Source organism: Janthinobacterium sp. Mn2066 (assembly GCF_049319705.1).
Taxonomy (GTDB): Bacteria; Pseudomonadota; Gammaproteobacteria; order Burkholderiales; family Burkholderiaceae_D; genus Janthinobacterium.
Genome location: NZ_JBMOUF010000017.1, coordinates 25,868 through 50,571 on the forward strand (window position 1 = coordinate 25,868; position 24,704 = coordinate 50,571).

At 60.8% G+C, this 24,704-nt stretch carries 20 protein-coding genes; 9 read left to right on the forward strand and 11 right to left on the reverse strand.

Annotation, left to right across the window (positions count from 1 at the left end):
- Positions 1 to 121 precede the first annotated feature (121 nt).
- A complete protein-coding gene (locus ACL9RI_RS25615; RefSeq protein ID WP_422729292.1) occupies positions 122 to 970 on the reverse strand; it encodes a hypothetical protein in 849 nt (282 codons plus the stop codon).
- A 153-nt stretch (positions 971 to 1,123) separates the two neighbouring features.
- On the opposite strand from ACL9RI_RS25615, the gene ACL9RI_RS25620 reads away from it, so the two are divergent.
- Complete coding sequence (locus ACL9RI_RS25620) at positions 1,124 to 1,876, forward strand: metallophosphoesterase family protein (RefSeq protein WP_422729293.1); 753 nt, start codon at positions 1,124 to 1,126, stop codon at positions 1,874 to 1,876.
- Here the strand turns inward: ACL9RI_RS25620 and ACL9RI_RS25625 are convergent.
- The 6 genes from ACL9RI_RS25625 to ACL9RI_RS25650 form a co-directional block, all read right to left on the reverse strand.
- On the reverse strand, positions 1,873 to 2,499 hold the full coding sequence (locus tag ACL9RI_RS25625) for a hypothetical protein (protein ID WP_422729294.1): 627 nt from the start codon (positions 2,497 to 2,499) through the stop codon (positions 1,873 to 1,875). The genes ACL9RI_RS25620 and ACL9RI_RS25625 overlap by 4 nt on opposite strands.
- A gap of 93 nt (positions 2,500 to 2,592) precedes the next feature.
- The gene (locus ACL9RI_RS25630; protein WP_422729295.1) at positions 2,593 to 3,936 is read right to left on the reverse strand and encodes a sigma-54-dependent transcriptional regulator; all 1,344 of its coding nucleotides are present in this window, start codon (positions 3,934 to 3,936) and stop codon (positions 2,593 to 2,595) included.
- Positions 3,929 to 5,833, reverse strand: a complete 1,905-nt coding sequence (locus ACL9RI_RS25635) for a sensor histidine kinase (RefSeq protein WP_422729296.1) — start codon at positions 5,831 to 5,833, stop codon at positions 3,929 to 3,931. Before ACL9RI_RS25635 ends, ACL9RI_RS25630 begins: the two co-directional genes overlap by 8 nt.
- Before the next feature lie 90 nt (positions 5,834 to 5,923).
- The gene (locus ACL9RI_RS25640) at positions 5,924 to 6,916 is read right to left on the reverse strand and encodes a porin (protein ID WP_422729297.1); all 993 of its coding nucleotides are present in this window, start codon (positions 6,914 to 6,916) and stop codon (positions 5,924 to 5,926) included.
- A 62-nt stretch (positions 6,917 to 6,978) separates the two neighbouring features.
- Positions 6,979 to 8,292: a dicarboxylate/amino acid:cation symporter gene (locus tag ACL9RI_RS25645; protein WP_422729298.1), complete on the reverse strand. Its 1,314-nt coding sequence runs from the start codon at positions 8,290 to 8,292 to the stop codon at positions 6,979 to 6,981.
- A 396-nt stretch (positions 8,293 to 8,688) separates the two neighbouring features.
- On the reverse strand, positions 8,689 to 11,040 hold the full coding sequence (locus tag ACL9RI_RS25650; protein ID WP_422729299.1) for a catecholate siderophore receptor Fiu: 2,352 nt from the start codon (positions 11,038 to 11,040) through the stop codon (positions 8,689 to 8,691).
- 288 nt (positions 11,041 to 11,328) lie between these two features.
- On the opposite strand from ACL9RI_RS25650, the gene nudC reads away from it, so the two are divergent.
- Complete coding sequence (gene nudC, locus ACL9RI_RS25655) at positions 11,329 to 12,156, forward strand: NAD(+) diphosphatase (RefSeq protein ID WP_422729354.1); 828 nt, start codon at positions 11,329 to 11,331, stop codon at positions 12,154 to 12,156.
- A gap of 78 nt (positions 12,157 to 12,234) precedes the next feature.
- The gene (gene folE, locus ACL9RI_RS25660) at positions 12,235 to 12,801 is read left to right on the forward strand and encodes a GTP cyclohydrolase I FolE (protein WP_422729300.1); all 567 of its coding nucleotides are present in this window, start codon (positions 12,235 to 12,237) and stop codon (positions 12,799 to 12,801) included.
- Between the two features lie 55 nt (positions 12,802 to 12,856).
- Here the strand turns inward: folE and ACL9RI_RS25665 are convergent, their stop codons facing one another.
- Positions 12,857 to 13,702 (reverse strand): AraC family transcriptional regulator, encoded by an 846-nt coding sequence (locus ACL9RI_RS25665; protein WP_422729301.1) that lies wholly within the window; start codon positions 13,700 to 13,702, stop codon positions 12,857 to 12,859.
- A 180-nt stretch (positions 13,703 to 13,882) separates the two neighbouring features.
- Here ACL9RI_RS25665 and ACL9RI_RS25670 point away from each other — a divergent pair, with 180 nt between their 5' ends.
- Positions 13,883 to 14,311, forward strand: coding sequence for a hypothetical protein (locus tag ACL9RI_RS25670; protein WP_422729302.1), 429 nt, complete (start codon positions 13,883 to 13,885; stop codon positions 14,309 to 14,311).
- Positions 14,312 to 14,333: 22 nt separating this feature from the next.
- On the opposite strand, the gene ACL9RI_RS25675 is transcribed toward ACL9RI_RS25670, so the two are convergent.
- Complete coding sequence (locus tag ACL9RI_RS25675; RefSeq protein WP_422729303.1) at positions 14,334 to 14,699, reverse strand: hypothetical protein; 366 nt, start codon at positions 14,697 to 14,699, stop codon at positions 14,334 to 14,336.
- 267 nt (positions 14,700 to 14,966) lie between these two features.
- On the opposite strand from ACL9RI_RS25675, the gene ACL9RI_RS25680 reads away from it, so the two are divergent.
- A complete protein-coding gene (locus ACL9RI_RS25680; RefSeq protein ID WP_422729304.1) occupies positions 14,967 to 16,607 on the forward strand; it encodes a methyl-accepting chemotaxis protein in 1,641 nt (546 codons plus the stop codon).
- Between the two features lie 3 nt (positions 16,608 to 16,610).
- Here ACL9RI_RS25680 and ACL9RI_RS25685 read toward each other — a convergent pair whose 3' ends face one another.
- Positions 16,611 to 17,036 carry a hypothetical protein gene (locus ACL9RI_RS25685; protein ID WP_422729305.1) on the reverse strand — a complete coding sequence of 142 codons (426 nt, stop codon included), beginning with the start codon at positions 17,034 to 17,036 and terminating at the stop codon, positions 16,611 to 16,613.
- 186 nt (positions 17,037 to 17,222) lie between these two features.
- Here ACL9RI_RS25685 and ACL9RI_RS25690 point away from each other — a divergent pair, with 186 nt between their 5' ends.
- Positions 17,223 to 17,921 carry a glutathione binding-like protein gene (locus ACL9RI_RS25690; RefSeq protein WP_422729306.1) on the forward strand — a complete coding sequence of 233 codons (699 nt, stop codon included), beginning with the start codon at positions 17,223 to 17,225 and terminating at the stop codon, positions 17,919 to 17,921.
- Between the two features lie 7 nt (positions 17,922 to 17,928).
- On the opposite strand, the gene ACL9RI_RS25695 is transcribed toward ACL9RI_RS25690, so the two are convergent.
- Positions 17,929 to 21,264: a DEAD/DEAH box helicase gene (locus tag ACL9RI_RS25695; protein ID WP_422729307.1), complete on the reverse strand. Its 3,336-nt coding sequence runs from the start codon at positions 21,262 to 21,264 to the stop codon at positions 17,929 to 17,931.
- Positions 21,265 to 21,476: 212 nt separating this feature from the next.
- On the opposite strand from ACL9RI_RS25695, the gene ACL9RI_RS25700 reads away from it, so the two are divergent.
- From ACL9RI_RS25700 to ACL9RI_RS25710, 3 genes are read left to right on the forward strand one after another with little or no spacing between them, the layout of a single operon-like run.
- On the forward strand, positions 21,477 to 21,887 hold the full coding sequence (locus ACL9RI_RS25700) for a GntR family transcriptional regulator (protein ID WP_422729308.1): 411 nt from the start codon (positions 21,477 to 21,479) through the stop codon (positions 21,885 to 21,887).
- 9 nt (positions 21,888 to 21,896) lie between these two features.
- Complete coding sequence (locus tag ACL9RI_RS25705; RefSeq protein ID WP_422729309.1) at positions 21,897 to 22,820, forward strand: ABC transporter ATP-binding protein; 924 nt, start codon at positions 21,897 to 21,899, stop codon at positions 22,818 to 22,820.
- Positions 22,821 to 22,834: 14 nt separating this feature from the next.
- Positions 22,835 to 24,664, forward strand: coding sequence for a hypothetical protein (locus tag ACL9RI_RS25710; RefSeq protein ID WP_422729310.1), 1,830 nt, complete (start codon positions 22,835 to 22,837; stop codon positions 24,662 to 24,664).
- The last annotated feature ends 40 nt before the right edge of the window (positions 24,665 to 24,704 follow it).

Consider the following 24,704-nt stretch of genomic DNA (forward strand, 5'->3'; position numbering starts at 1 on the left):
CTGTCGCAATTCGGTGACGAATGACGAAATACGCGGGTGGAAGACGGGGAAGCTGGAGGGGAAGCTAGAGGGAAACGACAGAACTGGCCGCACATCCGGGCGCGGCCAGTGGAAGAGACGGTCAGAAACGCACTTTCACATAGGCCGAGGGACCGGCCAGGCGTATGTTCAGGTTGGCGTCATTATCGCTGTCGCGGTTCAGCTTGATTTTCGAGATGCCATAGTCGGCCACGAAGCCGATATTTTTGAATGGGAACCATTCGAGACCGATATTGCCGCCGTAGATATGGCCATTGATGCGTCCGCCATTCTTTTTGATGCCCGACGCTTCCGCATACATGCGCAAGTCCGGCGTGAAGGCGTGGCGCCAGCCGATTTCCAGCAGTGGCGCAAACGCGTGCTCGCCGATCGAGTCACGCGCCGTTGCTGGTTGCCCGTTGACGATGCCCGAAGCCGTGCCTTCCAGGTGGGCACGGTAATAGGCGGCGCCCAGGCCAATGCCGAAGGTATCGTTGCCTTCGCCCAACCACCATTTATAGGCCAGCTTGGCCAGGTCCAGCTCCAGGTCCGCATTGGCGGTAGCGGTGCCGGTGACTGGCTGGCCATTGATGGTGGTCTGGCCCGTCAGGGTCGGCGTGTAGGATTTGTCGTAGCGGTAGTAATCGAAGGCCAGGCCGTGCCGGTCGCCGATCAGCAAATCGGCTTTGACCCGCGGTATGGTGGTATGGTTGGGATTCGATTCCGGTGCATCGATACGGCCAAATTGCGTGTCTGCCCCGATATTGATGCGCGGCTCCGCATAGAAAGCGCCCAATGAAATGCTGGCGCGGTCCAGGGTGAGCGATGGGTCGGCGCGGACGGTGGTGCTGGCAGCGCCTGCACTCAGTATCCCCAGCATCATGACGCTGCGCAAGCCGAAGTGGCGCAAGCGTGGTGGAGCAAGGCGGGCGGGCGCGGACGTGGCAAACATGGAGGCTCCTTTGCTATGTGGATGGCGTAGCCGCAAGGTTGGGGCGGCTACACAGTAGAAAAATAATAGCAATTCAATCAAGTTGTTGACGTAGCCGCACGGCGCAAGTCGCCGTCGGAATTGTCCTACTGGGACTTAACAAGGGGGAACCGTATGAGAATCGCCGCCATTTCCGATATCCATGGCAACCTGCAGGCGCTGGACGCCGTGCTGGCCGACATTGCGCGCTGTGGCGTGGACGTGATCGTCAACCTGGGCGATATCGTCTCGGGTGGTCTGCAGCCGAGCGCCACGGCGGCCCGCCTGATGGCGCTTGATTTCCCCACCATCGCTGGCAACCACGAGCGCCAGTTGCTGGGTGACCTGGCGCGCATGGGAAAGTCTGACCGCTATGCCCGCGAGCAACTATTGCCGCAGCAACTAGAATGGATCGCTGCGCTGCCGGCCAGCTTGCGCCTGACGGAGGATGTGTTGCTGGTGCATGGCACGCCTGGCAGCGATCTGGTGTATTTTCTCGACACGGTCACGCCGCAAGGCAGCCGTGCCGCCACGCCAGACGAGGTGCTGCAGCGCGCCGGTACGGCGGACGCTGCCTTGATACTGTGCGGTCACACGCATATGCCGCGCCAGGTGGAGTTGCCCGACGGGCGGCTGATCGTCAATCCCGGCAGCGTGGGCTTGCCGGCCTATGACGACGACCATGTTTACCCGCACGTGATGGAAAACGGCACGCCGCACGCGCGCTACGCCATCGTCGAACGCGATGCGCGCGGACGCTGGTCGGCGCAGTTTCATGCGGTGGAGTATGACTGGGAAGAGGCGGCGCAGCTGGCGCTGGCCAACGGCCGCCCCGATTGGGCCGTGCCTTTGCGCACGGGCCGGGTTCAGCCTGGGCGTGGCGTTTAGCAGCCAGGTGCGGCAGTGACGGGGACTGGGACCAGTTCTGTCTTGCCGTCCTTGACAACGACCTCATTGACGCCCGTGCGGCACAGCCTGCCTTCCCACGAGAACGATGCTTCGTAATCGGCGCCGGCGCGTGGCGTAAAGCTGATGTCGCCGCTGCAGCTGGCGCCGCGGGTTTCATGGCTTACGCCATGCATGACGTAAAACGACGAGACATTCTGAAAGCCGAGGCGCAGACTGCTGGGCTTACCGGCAGGAATTTCATATTCGCGGAAATACGCCTTCGACAGCAAGCCATCCTTGCTCGACAGGTTTAACGAGGTTTCCGTTTCCGGGATACCCAGGCTTTCATTGCTGACCTGGCCAATAAACGAACTGAAAGCGGCACCCATGCTGCCGCTGGCTTTTTCCACGCCATCGCTGAAGAAACCGCGGATGCAGCTGCTGTCGCGGTACAGAAAGGCCGTTGCGCCATTCTGGCCGAACAGGCGGATACGGCTGATGGTCGACGGGGCCGGCGCGCTGGCCGCTGCAGTGGCCGCCGCTGGCGTGTCGGCGGGAGCGGCTTCCTGGGCAAAGCTGGTGCTGGAAAACAGGAGGGAAGCGAGCAGCAGAGACTTGTGCATGGCGTTATGGAATTATTGAAAAGAAATAATATATACCATAAGGCAATATATTCTGATGCATTCTTTTTATTTTTCTCTGGCCAGAGCGCTGATTCAGCGAAACTCTTCCGCCACCAGATTGTACTTTTGCATCTTGTGATACAGGGTCTGTTTCGGCAGCCCTAATACCGCGCTGACTTCACTGACGTTGCCCGCATAAGCGCGCAGTTCCTGCTCGATCAAGGCACGTTCGAAGCCGTTCACCTGTTCCGCCAGCGACAATGGACTGGCCGGTACGCCTGCCAGCAAGCTCGCGGCGCCGCTGGCGATGCCCAGCACGAAGCGGTCCGCGATATTGCGCAGTTCGCGTACATTGCCGGGCCAGTTGTGCGCCATCAGGTTGCGCATTTGTGCGCTGGACACCACGGGCGCGGCACGGTTGTAGCGGGCCGCGGCAGCCAGCACGAAGTGTTCGAACAGCATCGGGATATCTTCGCGCCGGTCGCGCAGCGGCGGCAAATGCAGCACGATCAAGTTCAGGCGGTAATACAGGTCGCTGCGAAATTTCTGTTGCTGCGACAACTCTTCCAGGTCCAGCTTGGCCGCTGCGATGACGCGCACGTCGACCGGCGTGGGCAGGTTGGAGCCCAGCCGTTCGATATAGCGTTCCTGCAACACGCGCAGCAATTTGACTTGCAGCGACAGGGGCAGGCTTTCGATTTCATCGAGAAAGAAGCTGCCATGGTCGGCATGCTCGATCTTGCCCACTTGCCGCTTGGCCGCGCCCGTGAAGGCGCCCGGTTCGTGGCCGAAGACTTCGCTTTCAAAGATGCTTTCAGGAATCGCGCCGCAATTGACGGCGACAAAGTTGTGCTTGCGGCGGTGGCTGAAGTCATGCAGGCAGCGCGCCACCATTTCCTTGCCGGTGCCGGTGTCGCCATAGATCAGCACATCGGCCGGTTCGTCGGCGACGTCGAGGATCAAACGCCGTATGTCGCGCATCGCCACCGAATTGCCCAGCAGGCGCGCTTCGATGCCGCCGCCGTCTTCCAGCTGGCGGCGCAGGCTGTGCACTTCCAGCATCAAACGCCGCGTTTCCAGCGCGCGCAGGATCACGTCCACCAGCTGTTCCGACGAATATGGTTTCTCAATGAAATCGTAGGCGCCCGTGCGCATGGCGTGCACGGCCATGGTGATGTCGCCGTGGCCGGTGACGAGGATCACGGGCAGGTGGGCGTCCAGCGTCTTGACGGCTTGCAACAGTTCCAGGCCGCTCATGCCGGGCAGGCGCACGTCGCTGACGACAATGCCGGGAAAGTCGGGTGTCAGCAGCTTATACGCCAGTTCGGCTGAATGAAAAGCCAGCACGTCCAGGCCGGCCAGTTGCAGCGCCTGTTCGCTGCCTTCGCGTACCGTGGGGTCGTCTTCCACCAGCAAGACTTTCAAACCTTCAAACATGTTTTTCCTCCTGCCTTGCAATCTGTAATTCGATGGTGAAGATGGCGCCGCCACCGGGCGCGTTTTCGGCGCGCAACAGGCCGCCGAACTGGCGCGTGATCTGTTCGGAAATGGCCAGCCCCAGGCCCAGTCCCTGGCCTTGCGGCTTGGTGGTGAAGAACGGCTCGAACAGGTGTTCATACACTTCTGGTGACAAGCCCGGCCCCGTGTCGGCCACGTGGATCAGGACTTGCTCCTCGGTGCATGCTACCGAGACGCGCAAGCTGCGCACCTCGCTGCCATGCATGGCGTCGAGCGCATTCGCATACAGGTTGACCAGCACCTGCTCCAGGCGGTTGCTCTCGCACAGGGCGAAGATATCGTCGGGCGGCAACTGCAAGGTAAAGCGCACGTTTTCCACCTGCAGCCGGCGCTCGACCAGGAACAGGGCATTGCTGATGGCGGTGGGAATCGAGACCGAGGTCAGGCTGGTGGTCGACTTGCGCGCAAACACTTTCAATTGCCCCGTGATGGCGCCCATCCTGGCGGCGATCTGCGATATTTTAGTCAGGTTGCGCCGCGCATCGTCGAGCCGGCCCCGCTCCAGCAGGATCACGGCATTGTCGGACATGGTGCGCAGGGCCGTCAGCGGCTGGTTCAGCTCATGCGTGATGCTGGCCGACATTTGCCCCAGCACGGCCATCTTGCCAGCCTGGAACAGCTCGTTTTGCGTGATGTGCAGTTTTTGTTCCGCCTTGCTGCGCACCTCGATTTCCTGGCTCAGGCTTTGCGTCATGGCGTTCAATTCCGAGGTGCGTTCCTCGACCATGGTTTCCAGGTTGTCGTAGGCGTGCTGCAAATCTTCCCGTGCGCGCAATTTTTGCGCCACGGCGGCGCGCCGCTGGCGCAGGTAAAAGAACAGCAGCATGAAAAAGCCCAGCAGCACGCAGGAAAAGGCGGCCGCCGCGCGCGCGCTGGCCTTGGCCTGCGCCAGGTCGGACAGATAAATAAACGTCCAGCCGTTCGGCGATTTGAGCTTGATCTGCGTCATCACGCTCGATGTGGTCTTGGGCGGGCCATCGGCACGGTCTTGCTCACGGATGGTGATCACCCGTGCGCCATTGCCCAGCTGGCGGTCGGCAATGAAGGGAATCGGTTCCAGTTGCTTCGAGTAATACTGGCGCGTGCGGTTCAGCTCCTCGACCACGTCGGCCGACAAGGACGCCAGGGTCTTGTATTTCCAGTCCGGCATGGAGCTGAGAAAGATCACCCCATGTTCATCGGCCAGCATCACTTTGTCCGCCCCTTGCACCCAGCGTTTTTCCAGGTTTTCCAGGTTCAGCTTGACGGTCGCCAGGCCCAGCATGCGGCCATTTTGATAAATGCCATGGGCAAAGAAATAACCGGGTTCCAGCCGCGTCGTGCCCACGCCATAAAAGCGCCCTGGCGTGCCGCGCAAGGCATCCTTGGCGTAGGGGCGAAAGGCAATATTGTCGCCGATAAAGCTGTCCGGCAAACGCCAGTTGCTGGCCGCGCGCGTGTTGCCATCGAGGTTGCTGATAAAAATCGTCGACGACTTGGCCTGGGCGTTCATTTGCTCCAGGTAATGGTTGACCGTATCGACCAATACCGGATCTTCCGGGTGCTGCAGCAAACGGATCACATCGCGGTTCAACTCCAGCGTCTTGGGCAGGAAATCGTATTTTTCCAGCGCGTTTTCCAGGCTGCTGATATACACCTCCAGCCGCTGCGCGCCGCTGGCCTGCAGCTTGCCGATGGCGATGCGTTCGGTCCAGAAATACACCAGCCAGACGATCGCCAGGCAGGCGGCCAGCACCAGACCCCAGGCCAGCGCCTTGCGGCCCGGGCGCTGCATCAGGCGCTGGCGCCAGGAAAGAGGTGGTTTGCTGCTATTCATAGGCTGACAGTATCGCATCCCGATGCTGCAAAGATAAAAAAGCCGCCGGATCTGACGCCGGCGGCCTGGGTATTGCGCAAGCAGGCGTCATCAGAAAGTATGGCGCATGCCCAGGTTGAAGCCCGTGTTGCCGGTGCCATTATCGGTCGCATTGCCGACCGTAAACGTGGCGCCGTTCTTGTTGTTGATATGGCCGTAGCCCGTGTACAGGTCGCTACGCTTGGACAGCGAATAAAACGCGCCGATGGCCCATTGCCGGGCGTCACGGTTGAGCACGCTCTTGTCGTCGTGGCGGATGTAGGAAGCGACCAGCCTGGTGCGGCCAAACGGTGCGCTCAAGCCCAGCAGCAAATCGTTGCTCTTGCTATTGTCCAGTGCACGGTTGTCGGCGTAGCCAAAGTTCGCTTGCAGCATCTTAAAATCATAGCGCGCGGCCAGCAGGGTGTTGCGGGTTTGCTGGGTCGCCAGGGCGTTATCCTTGCGGTGATGCGCCAGGGTCAGGTTCAGCGGTCCATCGATGTAATGCACGGCGCCGCCGATACTGCGGTTCTTTGCATTGTCGCCCGCCACTTCGCCGAAGCCATACGCCAGGTCGGCCGACAGCTTGTGGTAGCTTGGGGTGGTGTATTGCAGCATATTGTCGACCCGCATATTGGTCGCCATCAGGTTCGATGCGGTGCCGGCCAGGCCGATGGCAAACGGATCGGCCACGTCGCGCAAGGCCAGGTAATACGGCGAATACTGGTGGCCGGCGGTCACGGCGCCGGCGCTGCCCGACAAGCCCACATACGCCTGGCGGCCAAACAGCAAGCCGCCCTGGCCGGTGGTTCCCGTGTCGATGTTGTAGCCGTTTTCCAGCACGAAGCTGGCGGCCAGGCCGCCGCCCAGGTCTTCGCGGCCCTTGAAACCGATGCGCGAGCCTGACGCAACGCCGCTGGCGATGCGGTTCAGGCGCGCGCCGGTGGCGTCCTTGTCGGCCACCAGGCCGGCGTCGGCGACGCCGTAAATCGTGACGTTGGACTGCGCCAGGGCGCCGTTGCAGGCGCCAAGGGCCAGCAACGTCATCAACAATGCTTTTTTCATGAGTACCTCAGACGTCAGGATGCAAGACCCTGGCCCGCGCATGGCGGACCAGGGGGCTTGGTTCAAGCCTTGCTGGCGTGATCGGCTTCGCCCCAATGGCTTTCCGTATTCTGGCTGGCGGCGTTGGCAGCGGCGGCTTCTTCTTCCGTGGCCAGGCCACCTTCCCATTTGGCGACCACGGCGGTGGCAACGGCATTGCCGACTGCATTGGTCGCCGAGCGGCCCATGTCCAGGAACTGGTCCACGCCCATCAGCAGCAACAGGCCCGCTTCCGGGATATTGAATTGGGTCAATGTAGCAGCAATCACCACCAGCGAGGCGCGCGGCACGCCCGCGATGCCTTTCGAGGTCAGCATCAGCAACAGCAGCATGGTGATCTGGGTGCCGATCGACAGGTCGATGCCGTAGGCTTGCGCGATGAACAGCACGGCAAAGGTGCAATACATCATCGAGCCATCGAGGTTGAAGGAGTAACCCAACGGCATTACGAAGCTGGAAATCTTGCGGTCCACGCCGAACTGGTCGAGCGCTATCAGCAGTTTCGGGTAGGCCGCTTCCGAACTGGCGGTCGAAAAGGCCAGCAGGAATGGTTCACGGATCAGGCCGACCAGCTTGAAGATGCGCGGGCCGATGACGAAGAAGCCGGCCGCGATCAGCAGCGCCCACAGGCATACCAGGCCCAGGTAGAAGCCGCCCATGAATTTGGCAAACGTGAGCAGCACGCCCAGGCCGTGGGTGGTGACGACGGACGCCATGGCGGCGAACACGGCCAGCGGCGCCATGTTCATGATGGTGCCGGTGATGCGCAGCATGACTTGCGCCAGCTGGTCGATCACGTTGGTGAGCGCCTTGCCCGATTCGCCCAGGCCGGCCAGTGCGCCGCCGAAGAAGATGGAGAACACCAGCACTTGCAGGATTTCATTATTGGCCATCGCCTCGATCGGCGATTTTGGCACCAGGTGCGTGAAGAAGTCTTTCATGGTGAAAGCGGCTGTCTTCAGATTGGTGCTGGCGTGTACGTCCGGCAATGGCAAGCCCAGGTTGGTACCCAGTTGCATCAGATTGGACAGCACCATGCCCAGCGCCAGCGACACCAGCGAGGCCACCATGAACCAGCACATGGCTTTCAAGCCGATGCGGCCAGCCGTCTTGCCGTCGCCCATGTGGGCGATACCGACCGTCAGGGTGGAGAACACCAGCAGCGCAATGATCATCTTGATCAGGCGCAGGAAGACATCGGTGACGATGGAGATATTGCCAGCGATTTCTGCGCTGGCCTTGGCATCCGGGAATGCCGTGTTGCATGCGTAACCCACGCCGATGCCCAGTATCATCGCAATCAGGATGTACAGGGTTAATGGCCGTTTCTTTTTCATGTTGACTCCTCCAGATGAAGCGCCGCTGCGAGCGGATTATGTATTAATGTTAATTAATGAGCAATTCATATCTGGCGTTGCTCATTAGTAATTTTTTTGTGTTTGCGTGTCATAAAACTTTTACATAGCAAAGGATATGCCTGAAATCGGTTTTTGCCACGCAGATATGTAAGGGTATGATTTCATGCTGTTTTTTTGCTGCAGCCGCATTGTAATCGCATCCCGGGCAAGCTTGCATGTGCAAATTGTTGGACGACAATGGGGCAGGCCGTATGACTTTTCATACAAAGGGCGCTTGCCTGCACCATCAATGACAATGTTTATAAAATAAAAAAGCCCCTCCGGAGGGAGGGGCTTGCTTGCCAAACCGCCACATGGCGGCCAGGCAGGACGGGATCAGAACTTGATATTGGCCGTCAGGCTGAACGAGCGCGGCTGGCCTGGCGTGTAGCGATAGCCACTCTTGTTAATCGCTGCCACGTAGACCTTGTCGGCCAGGTTGTAGGCATTCAGCTGCAAGTCCAGGTTCTTGCTGACGCTATACGTGGCCATGGCGTCGAAGACCCAGTAGCCATCGATGCGGGCCGGCGTGCCGACGGCGCCATCGGTGCCGCGCAGCATGTCGCCCACATAGCGGGCGCCGCCGCCCAGTTTCAGGCCGAATGGCAGGGTGTACGACGTCCAGCTGGTGAACGCCTGTTTCGGTGTATAGCTGAGGTTATTGATGCCCGACGCCGTCACCACCTTGCCCGATTCCACTTCCGTATTCATGCGCGTGTAGCCGGCGCTGACCAGCCAGTCGCGCATGATTTCACCGACTACGCCGATTTCCACGCCCTGCACGCGTTTCTTGCCGGTCTGGTAGTACAGGGTCGGGATCACAGGGTCTTGCTCGACGTCATTCTTGACCGTGGTCTGGTACAGGGCGGCCGTCAGCGACAGTTTTTGTTTCAGCAAGTCCCACTTGCCGCCGAGCTCCTTGGTGGTGGTCTCTTGTGGGTCATAGGTGGGATTCTGCGCACTGCTGGCCGCCGCGCTCAGCGCAAAGTTCACGCCCGGTGGCGCCTTCGAGCTGGCCCACAGTGCATACACGCTGCTGTCGGCGGTCGGCTTGTAGGACACGGCCAGCTTGCCGTTGGCCAGGGTGTTGCCTAGGGTCAGATGGGTCGGAATTGGCGTGCCCACGGGCAAAGGCTGCACCTGGCCGGCCGCCACTGCCGTTTGCAGGGTGACGGCGTCATAGGTGGTGTTGAAGTGGTCGAAGCGCATGCCGCCATTCACGCTCCACTTGTCACCGAACTTGATGGTGTCGAACGCATACACGCTTTGCGTGTTGACTTCGCCTTCCGTATAGGCGCCGCTGCGCACCGGGTTAAAGCCGATGACGGCATCGTTGGGATTCGGGTGGTACAGATTGGCGGGCGCCAGGGTGCCCAGGCTAGCCGGCACATAGCTGTAGTTGGTCTGCTTTTCGCTGGTGAATTCGACACCCGTCACCAGCGTGTGTTTCAAGCTGCCCGTGTCGAATTGCGCGGTCACGACAGTTTGATTGGTCAGGATCGTGTTTTCCTGGTCCTTGACCGTGCGCAAGGAGCGCGCCAGGGTCCAGGTCGATGGATCGCTGGCCACCGGCGTCGCCAGGTTGGCCGTGCTGCCCATGAAGGAGGTCAGCAGATAGTCTTCCTTGGTCTTGCCGTAGCGCGTGGTGTTTTGCAATTGCACCGTCGGTGAAAAATCATGCTCGATGCGCAAGGTCGCCATGTCGGCCTTGACCTTGTCATAGTCCGAGGTGGAGCCATAGAAATTGCTGGGGTCGACCTTGGCCGCGCTGTTCAGGAAAGTGCGGACGACTTTATTGGTGGCGGTAATGGTGTCCGGCGTGGTGTAGCCAGGCAAGCCGATGGTCGGCACGCCGCCATCGGGCACGTTGTTCTGGTCCACGTGCAGGTAGCTGGCCGTGATGCGCGTCGGTTTGCCGATGCCGAAGGTGATGGTGGGCGCTACCGCCCAGCGCTTGTTCTTGACGTCATCGCGGGCCGGGTTGCCGCTGTTCTGGTCCAGCAGGTTCAGGCGGAAAGCCGTGCCGCTGTCGGCGTCGATCACCCGGTTCCAGTCGGCCGTGGCGCGCTTTTGCTTGCCGCTGCCGGCCGTCAGCAGGGAATTGAAATTGTTTTCCAGGGTTGCCGTCTTGCTGACCAGGTTGATCGAACCGGTCGGCGAGCCGCGTCCGCTGTCGGTGCCGGCCGGGCCCTTGAGCACGTCGATCTGCTCGATATTGAACACATCGCGCGAAATCGAACCCACGTCGCGCACGCCATCGACATAGATATTGCCCGAGGCATCGAAACCGCGCATGTAGACGGCGTCGCCCGTATTGGTGCTGCCGTTTTCGCCGAGGAAGAAGGTCCCCACGCCAGGCGTGTTGCGCAGCGCGTCGGTCAGGGTGACGGCGCCTTGCTGCTCGATCAATTCCTTCTTGATCACGACGATGGTTTGCGGCGTATCAACCAGTTTTTCCGTGTATTTCGGTGATGACGCCTTGTCTGCCTTGAAATCATTTTCCTTGGCGCCAACGATCTTGACTTCGTTCAGGGTTTGCTGCGATGCGGGTGCCGCCTGGCCGGCCGGATCGGCGGGGCTGGCCGCGTCGGCTGCGTGGGCGGCCACGGGCAGCAGCATCACCGCCAGCGCGGCGCCGATCTGCTGGTTGAAACGGGATGACACGTGTTTGCGGCTCTTGATTGCCATTTTTTGCTTTCAATGATCTTGAGAAGTCCTGGCTGGCGCTGCTGAAGGGATGCAAAAACGCATCGGCAGATGGCTGGCGATGGAGAGAATGGGAGACATTGTAATAATCGGTAGCTGATTCGTAAATGGGAATCGTTATCAGTCTCGTTTACGCAACGAATCGCAGTAGCAGTAAAAAAACACTGTGATATCCCATCAATGCTTGTGCTGCTGGCCACTTTGCTGCTACGCGCGCAGGCGTCTTGAAGCGGGAGTATGATGAGCAACCTTTACAAAATTCCTCTTAGCATGCTGCAGACTCCCGACGCGTTCTTGCCCCTCATCGATGTTCCCACGCCCCTGCCGGGCGATCCGCTGACCTTTGTATTCCACCGTGGCCGTTTGCTACTGGACACCCTGGAGCATGCCTTGCCCGAGTGTGAGCGCGTCCAGGCACTGGGCCTTGATCTGGCGCAGGCGCAGCCGGTAGGCATGTGGCAAGGCCGCTACTGCCAGACCATCTGGACCGATGACGAAACCCTGCCAGATACCCGCCTGGCGTATCACGGCCTGCGCTCGCTGTTCAACGTGGTTGATGACGGTTTCCTGGGCTTGATCAGCCGCGCGGCCCAGTTGGCCGAGTGGGCGCGCACGCACCGTTATTGCGGCGTGTGCGCCACGCCCATGCAGCGCCATCCGGGCGAGCGCAGTTTCAAATGCGGCGCCTGCGGCATGCTGGCCTACCCGCGCATTTCACCGGCCATGATGGTACTGATACGCAAGGGGGACAAGGTGTTGCTGGCGATGCACAAACATTCGCCTTCGCAGCGTTTCAGTCCGCTGGCCGGTTTCCTGGAAGCGGGCGAATCGATCGAAGAAGCGGTGCACCGCGAAGTGATGGAAGAAGTGGGTTTGCGCGTGCACAATCTGCGCTACTTCATGAGCCAGTCCTGGCCCTTCCCCCATTCGTTGATGATTGCGTTTACGGCCGATTATCTGGATGGCGAGATTCGCCTGGACGAGAATGAAATTGCCGAGGCGCGCTGGTTCGGTGCAGACGATGTGTGGCCCGAAGCGACCTCCAGCGTGTCGATTTCCGCGATGCTGGTGCAGGCGCACCGTCCGCCCGGCAAATAGGAAAAGCGTGGCTGGCTCAGGCAGCTTGTCCACTTTTCTATATACTGGCGGCAATTGTAACTATTTGGGTGTTTTAGTATGTCTCAAGAAGAATTCTCCGAAAACGACTGGCGCCGCCTGATCAGCAGCCTGGGTGAAGACCCACAGCGTCCTGGTCTGCTGGAAACGCCGGCACGCGTGGCAAAAGCCTGGAAACACTGGACCTCGGGTTATGCCCAGGACCCCGTCGACCTGTTGAAAGCGTTTGAAGATGGCGCGGAACAGTACAACGAACTGATCGTCGTGCGCGGCATTCCCGTCTACAGCCATTGCGAACACCACCTGGCGCCGTTCTTTGGCAAGGCCACCATCGGCTACGTGCCGAATGGCAAAATCGTCGGCTTGTCGAAACTGACGCGCCTGGTCGATTGCTTCTCCAAGCGCCTGCAAGTGCAGGAACGCATGACGATGCAGATCGCCAATGCCTTGATGGAAGTGCTGGAACCGAAATCGGTGGGCGTGGTCGTGCGCTGCCGTCATTTGTGCATGGAAAGCCGCGGCATCCGTACCCCAGGCGAAGAAACCATCACTTCGGCCATGCTGGGCGAGATGCAGCCAAACCTGGCGCTGCGCACGGAATTTCTGGCCTTGGCCCGCGAAAGCTGATTTTCGCTGCAGATGCAGGAAGAAGGCGGCGCGATGCCGCCTTTTTTTCGCCTGTTCACATGTCGCTTGCCTGCTTGCGTTCGGCCAGGTAGCGCGCCGGCGGCTTGCCGGTAGCCTTGCGGAACATGGTGACGAAGCCGCTGGTGTTTTCATAACCGAGCGCCAACGCCACCGCTTTGACGCTATGTCCCCTTGCCAGCCGCTGCAGGGCGATGATCACATGCAGTTGCCGCCGCCAGCGGCCCACGCTCATGCCGATTTCTTCCAGCAGTTGCCGCGTCATGCTGCGCTCGCTCATGCCGATGCGCATCGCCCACTGCGTCAAGGTGCTTTTATCGGCTGGCTGCGCCAGCAGCAAGTCCGCCAGCTGGCGCAAACGCACATCGCGCGGCAGCGGCAAGTGCAAGTCTTCCACCGGGGCGGCCGCCAGTTCGTCGAGCAGGGTAGCCACCAGGCGCTCTTCCGCCCCATTCAGTACATACAAGGTGGGAAAGCTGGCCGCCTTGATGATCAGTTCGCGCAGCAGGGGCGAGACTGCCAGGGTGCAGCAATTGCCGGGCAAGGCGGGCGCCAGGGCGGGCACCATGTCGGCCTCGACAAACAGGCAATAACATTGCGCCTCGCCCACGCCGCGCGCCGCGTGCAGCAAGCCGCCCGGTATCCAGATGGCGCACTGGGGCGGCACGATCCATACCCCGCTTTCCACCTCACAATGAATCACGCCCCGCACGGCGTACAGCAACTGCCCCTTGCGGTGGCGGTGCGGCGCCTGTTCCCATTCGCGGGTCACACAGGCCACTCCCACGGCCAGCACGGGACGCAGCACGTCGTCGATCTGCTCCATGGAAGAGGGTATGTCAGACCGTAATGGCGGCATGGTGGGAAACATGGGCAGGGACATGGGAGTGTTGTTTGGCTGGATTGAGTAATATTGTGGCCAATTTGTGCAATGACGTCCAGTGCTGCCTTCGGTATCGTGTGCCTATCCGCAGCCTCACTTCAACGGCAACAGCCGCCGCCAGTGCTTTGATGAAGGTCTGGACGGATGGGCAACGGCACTATTGATGAGGGAGGTAATACCATGCTGCTCGACATTTCCAATTTTCCACTGGTCTGGATGCGTCACGACGCTGCATCTGGCGGCAATACCGAGGCGCTGTTTGCGCAATTCGATGCCTTGCTGACGCGCCGGCAAGCGTTCGTCATTCTCACCGACGAAGGTTACGCCGATAGCGGCCATGAACACACGCAGGAGGAGCGCAAGCGCACGACTTTATGGATGAAACAGAACAAGGCCGTGATCCGCGCGTATATCCAGGGCATGGTGATGGTGGAGCCCGATTGCGCCAAGCGCCTGGCGGGCAAGGCGTTTGCCGTGATGTTCAACAAGTTCTGGGGTTATCCGCTGCATTTCGGCAGCAGCCGCGACGACGCGCTCGATATCGCCCACAGCCTGCTGCAGGCGTGGCTGCCGCCGCAGTCTGTACTTGATACAACAGTACTGACTTGACGAGGCGTTTTAGTAACGGTATTTAGTAGCGGTATTCGCTCACCAGATGTTTGGTGAAATTGTACTTGCTGCCGCCATCGAGCAAGTCGATCAGGCGTTTTGGGGCCGAGGCCGACATGAAGGCGTCGGCCGCGCCGCCCGTGCTGCGGAACTTCATGCCGGGGCTGAGGATCTGGTTGGCGCCGATTTTCAAGTGCTGGAAGCTCTTGGTTTTTTCATTGTTGAGGATAAAGTGCAATTCCTGCTTGAAGGTCAGGAACGGGATCTTCAGCCACCAGCCCTCATCCGTGCCATAGCTGGCCACGCTGGCGAAATGTGTGTTCTTGTCGGTCAGCGTGGGTTTGCCCAGGCGGTCGTTGATGCGCTTCATGGCTTCGATCTTGGTCATGCGGTTCTTTCTTGTGGATGCAACGGTATTGGTCTATTTGCCGCGCATTCTGCCACAGTTCCCCTCTGCTTCTTGCCAGCCCGATGCGATGCCTGGCGTTTTTAAAAAAACATTTCTCATAGGCATTGTCAGTTTCATTACTTCAAGCGTATGCTGGTGTTGTCTGAATGATGCCGCCAGAGCATCTGCGCCGCCGCATTCCGGCCGTCCGGGCGGGAAGCGGGGCATGTCCTTATCGCTGCAACACCACAAAAGTTGGAGACACGCATGAAGAAACTGACCTTCCAGCAAAAGTTATGGATACCCCTGATTTGCAGCCTGTTGTGCATTACGATCATTTTTGTATATAACGCACTGGAAATCCGCAAGATACGCATCGAGGAGCGCAGCGCCGACCTGGCCAACGCAGCCGACCTGGGCCTGGGCGCCGTCAAGATGTTCGGCGACCTGGCTGCCAGCGGCGCCCTGAGCACGCCCGAAGCGCAAAAGCAGGCGCTTGCCGTGATCAACAGCATGCGCTTTGGCGAGACCGGCTACCTGTCGATCATCGGTTTTGACTCGTCGGTCGTGATGAATCCGGGCGCGCCGCAAACCAATGGCAAGAACATGGCCGACTTCAAGGACGCCAATGGCACGTATCTGTACCGCGACATCGCCAACGTCGGCAAGAGCGATGCGGGCAAGGGCTTTGTCTATTATCACTTCCCCCGTCCCGGTCAGCAAAAGCCGGAACCCAAGATGAGCCGCGTGGTGGCCTACAAGCCATGGAACTGGACCGTCGTGGTCGGCGTGTACATGGACGATATCGACGCCGCCTTCCGCCAGTCCCTGTGGACGGCGCTGGGTCTGCTGGTACTGGTGTGCGTCGTGCTGTCGGCCATCGTGGTGGCGATTAACCGCAGCTTGCGCCATGCGCTGGGCGGCGACCCTGAATATGCGGCGCAAGTGGCCGAACGCATCGCCAATAACGACTTGAGCGGCGTCGTGCGCACCCATGCCAAGGACCGCCAGAGCGTGCTGTTCGCCATGAAGACCATGCAGGCCAACCTGGTCAGCGCGATCAGCGAAATCCGCCACAGCGCCGACACCATCGCCACGGCGTCCAGTGAAATTGCCAGCGGCAATATGGACTTGTCTGCCCGCACGGAAATGCAGGCAAGTTCCCTGGAAGAAACGGCCGCATCGATGGAAGAACTGACCTCGACCGTGACGCAAAACACGGGCAACGCGGTGCAGGCGAATGAACTGGCCAAGTCGGCCTCGGCCGTGGCCCGCCAGGGCGGCGCGGTGGTAGCGCAGGTGATCGGCACCATGGAAACCATCAACGCTTCCTCGCGCAAGATCGTCGACATCATCGGCGTGATCGACGGCATCGCCTTCCAGACCAATATCCTGGCCCTGAACGCGGCGGTGGAAGCGGCGCGCGCGGGCGAACAAGGGCGCGGCTTTGCCGTGGTGGCCTCGGAAGTGCGCAGCCTGGCGCAACGCTCGGCCGCCGCCGCCAAGGAAATCAAGGGCTTGATCGGCGCTTCGGTCGACAGCATTGCGGCCGGCAGCAGCCTGGTGGCGCAGGCGGGCACGACGATGGATCAGGTGGTGGCCAGCGTGTCGCGCGTGACCGATATCATGGCCGACATCACGGCTGCCTCGCATGAGCAAAGCACGGGCATCGGCCATGTCAACCAGGCGATTACGGAAATGGATAGCGTGACGCAGCAAAATGCAGCGCTGGTGGAGCAGGCGGCCGCCGCGGCGGGTAGCATGCAGGACCAGGCCGCCGTACTGGCGCAGCTGGTGTCGCGGTTTACCTTGTCGGCCCAGGAAAATGGCGCCCTGCGGGTGACGGCTGCGGCGCCATCGGCCTTGCGCGCAGCGCCCAGGAAGCCGCTGCGCAGCCTGGCTGCATAACTTCTATTGGGACGGCGCCGCCGCTGGTGGCGCCGCTTCAAACACCAGCTTGTCATCGACTACCTCGAATTTGCCCACTGGCTGGCCCAGGTCGGCTTTCGGATCATTTTCCATTTCCGTCAGGCTATTGCAGGTATTCGTTTCCGCCTGCCACAGTTGCTTGCCCATCCGGATATTCCACACGTCATCGCCGGCCGCAAACACTTCCACCGTGATGTCGGCAGGCGCCTCGGTGGACAGGATATGCAGGCGCTGGCATTGCGGCAAGTGGGTCGCCATCAGTTGCACTTCCACCGTATCTTGCCAAAAGTAATTTTGCTGGCGGCGCACGGTCAGCGCGTGGTCCTGGCCATCGATCGTATAAATGGCGAAATCCTTGACACAGCCTGACAGCAGGATAGGCAACAAAAGGATCAGAATTTTGCGCATGGTCGGCTTTCTTCGTTGGTTCCCGGTATGGTGGCTGAGAGTGGGTACTTGCACTGGTGGGAAATCGAGTGCCCGCCGTCTTGTTTTCCGCTTACGTGGCATTATATCCATGCGCACCAGTTGCGGCGCGACAATACAGACGGGCGCGCCCCAGCCAGCTATCCTCTACCTCATGGAAAGACCACGATGATCGACCTGTACTATTGGACTACGCCCAACGGGCACAAAGTAACGATGTTCCTGGAAGAAGCGGGCATCCCCTACAACATCATTCCCGTGCATATCGGCAAGGGTGAGCAATTCAAGCCGGAATTCCTGGCCATTGCCCCCAACAACCGCATTCCCGCCATCGTCGACCAGGCGCCGGCCGATGGCGGCGGTCCGCTGTCGCTGTTTGAATCGGGGGCGATTTTGCAATACCTGGCCGAGAAAAGCGGCCAATTCCTGCCGGCCGACGTGCGCGGCCGCGCCGAAGTGTCGCAATGGCTGTTCTGGCAAATGGGCGGCCTGGGCCCCATGGCGGGCCAGAACCACCATTTCGTGCAGTATGCACCCGAGCAGATCGAGTATGCGATCACCCGTTATGTCAATGAAACCAACCGCCTGTATGGCGTGCTGAACAAGCGCCTGGCCGACCGCGCCTTTGTTGCCGGCGACGAGTATTCCATCGCCGACATGGCCATCTACCCCTGGATCGTGCCGCACGAGCGCCAGCGCCAGAACCTGGCCGACTTCCCGCACCTGGCCCGCTGGTTCGCCGCCATCGCCGCCCGCCCGGCCACCATCCGCGCCTACGCCCGCGCCGCTGAAATCAACCAGCAGCCGACCGTCAGCGCCGATGCCAAAAACGTGCTGTTCGGGCAGACGGCGAAGTCGGTCAGCTGATCCTGGTTTACCCCATTTCTATTAAAAATTCGTGCATATCGGTATGCGCCAGCTGCGCGCAGGCCGGGGCGAAGTGGGGCAGCTGGCCCCACAGCAGCGGGTTGCCGAGGATGTAGATATGGTGTTTGGCGCGGGTCAGGGCCACGTTCAGCAGGTTCGGCGTGGACGCTGCCCACTGGGCGGCGCCGGCCGTGCTGTTGTCGGCGCCCAGCACCAGCATCACCACGCTTTGCTCCTTGCCCTGGAAGGTATGCACGGTGCCCACCATTTGCCTGCACCACTGGCCCAATTCACGGGCCGTGGGCGCCTTGCCATAACCGAGCCGGCGATCCCAGTCCAGGTCCATGATGCGCGAACGCAATTCATTGCGCACGGCCTTGAACGGCGTGATCAGATACATCTCGGGCAGCTTGCCATCGCGGCGATACAGCTTGAGCAAGACTTCCAGCACAAAATCGAGTTGCAGCGGCACCACCTGCTTGTAGCTGACGGGGCCGGCCACGTCGATCCAGCGGCTGGGGCCACGGCTCAAGCCGCGTGCCTGCGCGGGTGGCGCAGTGTCGGCCAAGCCGTACACCATCTTGCCTTCATAGGCGATGGTATTGGCCAGCGAGAACATCGGTTCCACGCAGCGGCGGTGCACGCGCAGCGGGCTGCCGATCCACAGCGGCTGCCCGCTGTCCTTGCCCACTTGCGCACCATAGCGGTTGGCCCGGTCGGCCAGGGTTTGCACGGACACGGCGGTCGGTGCATAACTGCCGTTCTGCGTGTGCGGCGACAGGGTGGACAAGGCTTGCACCAGGCGCCCCGGCACCGTAAACACGGGTTCGATCTGCAGCGGATCGCCGACCACCACCGCGCGCTTGGCCCGCCACAGGCTGCCGACGGCCGCTTGCGGCACGGCCTGGCCCGCTTCATCGATGAACAGCCAGCCCAGCGATTCTGCTCCCATGCCCTGGAACTGGCGCGCAAACGAGGCAAACGTGGTCGAGACGACGGGCACCACCATGAACAGGCTGTGCCAGACCATGGCGATATGCGACTGGTCGTAGGCGCGCTTGTTTTTCAACAGCTTGGATACCGCCAGCAAGTTGCCGCCAAAGCCGGGGCCGCCTTTTTTCGCCACTTCCGCCAGCCACGCTTCGTGCAGGGCCAGCGCCTTGGCGAACAGGCGCGAGCGCAAGCGGGCCAGCGCCGGTTCATGCCACAGGCCGCCAATTTGCAAGGCATCGCCATCGAGTTCTTCCAGCGAGGCCGGCGCGATCAAGGTGTGGAAACGCAGGCGCGCGCGGCGCAGCATTTCCGTGCTGTCATCCCATTCGCGCTGGCGCGATTGCGCCGTGCGCAGGGCCACGTGCAGGCTGAGGCGCGCGCGTTCGCAGCGCGGTTCCAGCTCGCCCTTGAGCAGCAGCTTGATATTGGACACGTCCTTGGCGGCTTGGCGTTGCGCTTCGGCATTGTCCACCACGGCGGACTGGTAGGCGCGCGCCGTTGCCGTGCGGAACAAACGGGCAAAGAAGCCCGGTTGCGTCAAGCTCACCAGCCGCTCGTCTTCCTGCAATTCCTTCTTCTTGACCAGCAAGATATCCTGCTGCGCCAGCGCTGCTTCCAGCGCGCCATTGGCGCCATCCATTTCCGCTTCCGCCGCGATCAGCGCCTGCTGGCTGCTGGCCAGGAATTCTTCCTGGCTGCAGGTGCCCACCGCTTGCCACAGTGCCGCATATTGCGCCTGCTCGGCCAGCGCTTTTTCCACCACGTGTTCCGTCTCGCGGAATTCGCGCGATGCCTGGGCGAAACTGATACCCTGGTGGCTGGCCAGCCACTGGCGGATATTCTGCGCTTGCTGCGTCTTGCGTGGCGTGCCGGTATCCCAGTCATCATCGTAGAAATTGCTGATGAAGCGGCGGCGGTTGTTGTTATTGCCGAGCGCACAGGAAATCAGCCCCCATGGCGCTTCCTCTTCGTTCAACTGGCGATTGGCGCCATTGCCGTCAGCCACCACGCGGCGCGCCACGCTTTCAAAGTAGCGCGTGCGCGCCCATTCCTTGCCCAGTTGCGTGGGTTTCAGCAAGTCGGCCGAAATGTTTTCCACGGCGGCATTGTTGGACGAGGCCACCACCATTTCAAAGCCTGTCAGTTCCGGGCGCAAACGGGCGATCGTGATCGGGTCGCGCACGCCCTCGAAAGCGACGGCTACCTTGCCGATAAAGGCGTCGGCGGCGCGGTCCAGGTTGGACAGCACGGCGGCGCGGCGCACGATGTTGTCGGCAAACAATTCGCGCAGCAGGGTGGTCTTGCCCGTGCCTGGCGGGCCGTTGACGGAGAAAATGCCCCGCTCGGCCAGGCCCGTGCGGGCGCCATGGATGGCGAACTGCTGCATCAAACTCATGGCGTAAGTGGAATCTTCCAGCCAGTGGCCCCGGTTCATATTGGCCGGATTGAGCATGGCGGCCAGCGCCTGGCGTCCGGCGGGGCTGTACAGGTCGATGCGTTCTTCCTGGGCCAGCGGCGTCAGGTAGGCGGCCAAAGTGGCAGGTACCTTTCCGCCACGCAAGGTGCGGATGATGTGCTCCAGGTCATCGAGGTAAAAACTGTTGAGGATATCGATGGTGGGTTCCACCGTGTCGCCAAAGTCCAAGGTGCGGTTGCCGTTGCCCTCAAGGCTGGCGTCCGCGTCCTTGATGGGGCGTTTCTTGCGCGTGCGGATTTCCAGCACGGCCAGCGGCTGGCCCGGTGATGGCCGGAAACCGGCCCAATCGGCCAGCAAGTCGGCCAGTGCGCCGATTTCCAGTCCCGACAAGGGCGCCGTGACATTGCCCGCCTCATCTGTCACTTGCGCCTGCTTGCTGCGGGCGGCGGCGAAATTGCGCAAGCTGTCCTGCAAGGCCAGCTGGCTATCGCTGAATGCGTCCAGGCTCAGGCCGGACCAGTTCGGCGTGCGCGCGCGGCCCAGCGCCCATGGCAGGGTGGAGACGGAAACGGGGTCGAACTGCGGTTCGCCCAGCGCGTTCAGGCTGATGCGGGCAAAGCAGGAACGCCCAGCCAGTTCCGTCTTTTCCATGTCGGCGATATTTTCTGTGCCGGCAGGCAAGACCTTGCCGATTTCGGCCTTGTCGAACACGTTCAGGAACAGCTGGAAGCCGTCGATCTCGCGGTCGGCGCCGACGTGTAATTGGGTATAAAACTGCGGCGGCAATTGCGCCAGGTGTTCACGCTGAAGGAGACGCACGGTGGACGGGTCTTCAACTTCCGTGATTTGATTCAGGTCAAACGGTATAAAGAATTCAATCTTGTGCCAATACTCCAGGATAGCCAGGAGGCGCTGCTGTTCTGCCTGATTCATGATGACCAATATTTTGTAAAGCGAGCGAGGATTGTAAAGCGTATGGCGGCTATCTGTTTTGCAGTTTCGCCTATCGCGCGGCCTTTGCTGCAAAAAAAAGTGGAGCCGTCATCTGAATTAGCCGGACGGCAACGGCTAGCCATGATTGTTGTTGACAGCAAGTCATGCTTACGGTTACTGTACTGCGTGTAATAGTACAGTGGAGTTATCTCATGAACCGTCGCAGTCCCTTGATGCTACAGATCGTCACCGGCGATCCGCGTCCCATCCACCGCCAGATCGTCGATGGCGTACGGCGTTTGATCGCCAGTGGCGAACTGATCCTTGGCGCCAGCTTGCCCAGCGTACGGGGCCTGGCTTTGCAACTAGGCATTAATCCAAATACGGTCGCCAAGGCGTATGGCGAACTGACTGCAGAAGGGTGGCTCGATGCGCGTGCCGGCCTGGGGCTATTCGTGGCCGCGCCGCGTCAGCGCCTGTCGGACGAAGAGCGTGAGCGGCGCCTGGATGAGGCCTTGACCCGCTTCGTTGGCGACGTCATCGCACTCGACTACCCTGCCGAAACCGTGCTGCAGCGGGTGGCTGGCGAACTGGCCCTGTGCGCTCCCAAGAAAACCGCCTGAGATCGCCCCATGACAACTGAACCCATCTTGCAAACTGATCAGCTTTGCCTGCGTTTCAAGAACAAGCATGCGCTCGACAAATTGAGCCTGAGCGTGGCGCGCGGCGGCATCCATGCCATTGTCGGCGCGAATGGCGCAGGCAAGTCTTCTTTGTTTCGCGTGTTGCTGGGCTTTGAGGCGGCCACTGCCGGCAGTGCCCGCATTCTCGGCTGCGACTGCGCGCAACTGACACCGGCCTTGCGCGGCCGCATAGGCTATGTCAACGAGGAACACACTTTGCCGCTGTGGCTCAAGGTGGACGAGTTGACTGCCATGCAGCGCCGCCTGTATCCACACTGGAACGAGGAACGTTATCGCAGCGTGTTGCGTAACTTCAATGTATTGCCCGGCCAGCGCATTGCACAACTGTCGCGTGGCGAGCGGGCCGGCGTCAACCTGGCACTGGCGCTGGGGCAAAGTCCCGAACTGCTGATACTCGACGAACCTACGCTGGGCCTGGATGTGGTAGCCAAGCGTCTGTTCCTGGGCGCCATGATGGAAAGCAGCTATAGCGATGGCATGACCATCATTTACTGCTCGCACCAGATGGAGGAAATTGAGCGCGTGGCCGACCAGTTGATCATCCTCGAACGGGGCCGCTTGCTGCATGCATCGGCGCCGGACGCCCTATGCGAGCGGGTGCAGTTGTGGGTGGCCGAGTTTCCCTTTTTGCCGCCCGATACCAGCGCGCTGCCCGGCATCCTGCACACCGAACAGATCGAAGGCCTGAGCCATTTCATTGTGCTGGACCAAGGCGAAGAGTTTGCTGCGCGCCTGCGCCTGCTAGGCGCACGCAGCGTGTACAGCATGCCTGTCAGCCTGGACCGCGCCATCAATGCCCTGTTGGCGCGCGGCCATATCTCCACCATTGCCACGACGCTACAAGCGGCCTGAGAAAAGACTGAATCATGCGTGATTTGTACCTGAGTGAATGCCGCCGCTATCTGCGCACGGCCCTGATATTCGCTGCTACCCATTTACTGTTGCAATTATTTCTGAGTCGGCTGGGGAGCATTTTCCAGCAAGCCACGCCCATGCCGTTGGTGATACTGGCAGCCTATATGCTGGCAGGACTGGGCCTTGCAGTGCATCAAATCGGCAGTTATCGCCAGCCCAGCCGCTGGCTGTGGCTGCTACACCGGCCTTTGGCACCGGGGGCTATCCTGGCGGCCTTGATGCTGGCAGCGGCGACGCTGATCATGCTCGCCATCGGCCTACCCTTGCTGCTGACCGTGCTGGGAACGGATTTCCTGTCGCCGCGCACGGTCGACATGCGCCACTATCTGGCCGTGCCTTATCTGGTGATGATGAGCTTGATTGCCTGGTTGTGCGGCGCCGCCATCATGAGCAGCCGTATGCGCTGGGCTTTCCTGATCGTCTTGCTGCCTTATTTCATGCTGATGCATACGGCGAGCGCGGCCAGTGTGTTGCTGGCAACCGTGCCGTGTGCAGCGTTGCTGGCCTGGAATGTGCACGCCAATTTTACGCCCGGCCGCATGCCACTCGCCGGTGCTGCTGGTGCCACGCTGGCGCAGTCGCTCCCATTGCTGGTGGGTATGTATTGCCTGTTGCTGTGGGGAACGATGAGTATCTTTCATATCGTTCAGGTTGGCCTGGGCCAGCATCCGCAGACCATGGCCTTGCCACCGGATGGCGGCCACGTGCAGACCAGCCGTGCCGATGGCCGCAGCCTGCTGCTGGCCGGGCTCGCTGGCAGCCAGGATGTGCGCGCATCACACTGGCGGCAACAACTGCCTTTGCTGGAAGTGGGGACGTTGCAGCCAACGATTACGCGCTATGCCGTGCGGCAGCAATTAAGCAACCAGAACGCGCCATCGCAAGCCGAGCTGACCGATCTGCAGCAACGCCTGACCTTCAATCACGACCATATGCGCTTTGACGTGCATGACATGCGTACGGGGGCGCTGGTCAATCAACTGGGTCTGCACGGCTTGGGCGACTTGCAAGCGTTTCCTGACGTGCCTGTGTTCGCCACCAGCATACTGACAGCCAATATGGTGTTGGCGTTCGATCCATCCAGCCATGCTTTGCGGCCAAAAGCAATTTTGCCGGCAGGCGAACAACTGGTCGCCGCACCCAGGAAAATCGGTGCGCGCGTTTATATGCTGAGCAATGGTCATGTGAACGCCTATGCGCCATCCGATCTGCTCCAGGGCCACGCGGTGGATGATGAGTTGTTCAGCTTGCCATTGCCCGGCCCCTTGAGTGACCTGGAGCGTGTCGATATTGCGCCCATGCTCGATGGCACGCTGGTCTCGTTTACAGGGGGGCGGGCGATGCTGGACGGTGCCTCAGGCAGCAAGCAAAGCGTGTTGTTTGTCGATGCGGGCGGCCGCGCCCAGGTGATCGCCACGCGCGCCATCGGGCACGATTTTCCGCTGCTATTCGAACATGCCGACTGGTGGCTCTCGCCTGTCATGCACGCGCTGCTCAAGCTGCCGCAACAACTGCATGCCGATGGTACGGTGCCCGATTTGAATGGCGGTGATGCCGGGCAAACCACGCGGCCATGGCCGGTCTGGAGTGCCGCGCTGCTGGCGACCTTGTGCAGCTTTATCGGCGCCTGCTACTGGCGGCGCAAAGCCGCTGGCGTAGCGTCTGGCTGGCTGCTGGCCTGTGCTTTGTTGGGACTGCCTTGTCTGCTGACCCTGCTGATATTGTATCCGCTGCCGCAGCTTCAACGCCCGCGCCAGCCTGCTGACGCCGCCGTCGCATGAGCCGCTTGCGTCGTACCGCGTGCGTTCTGATGGCCCTGCT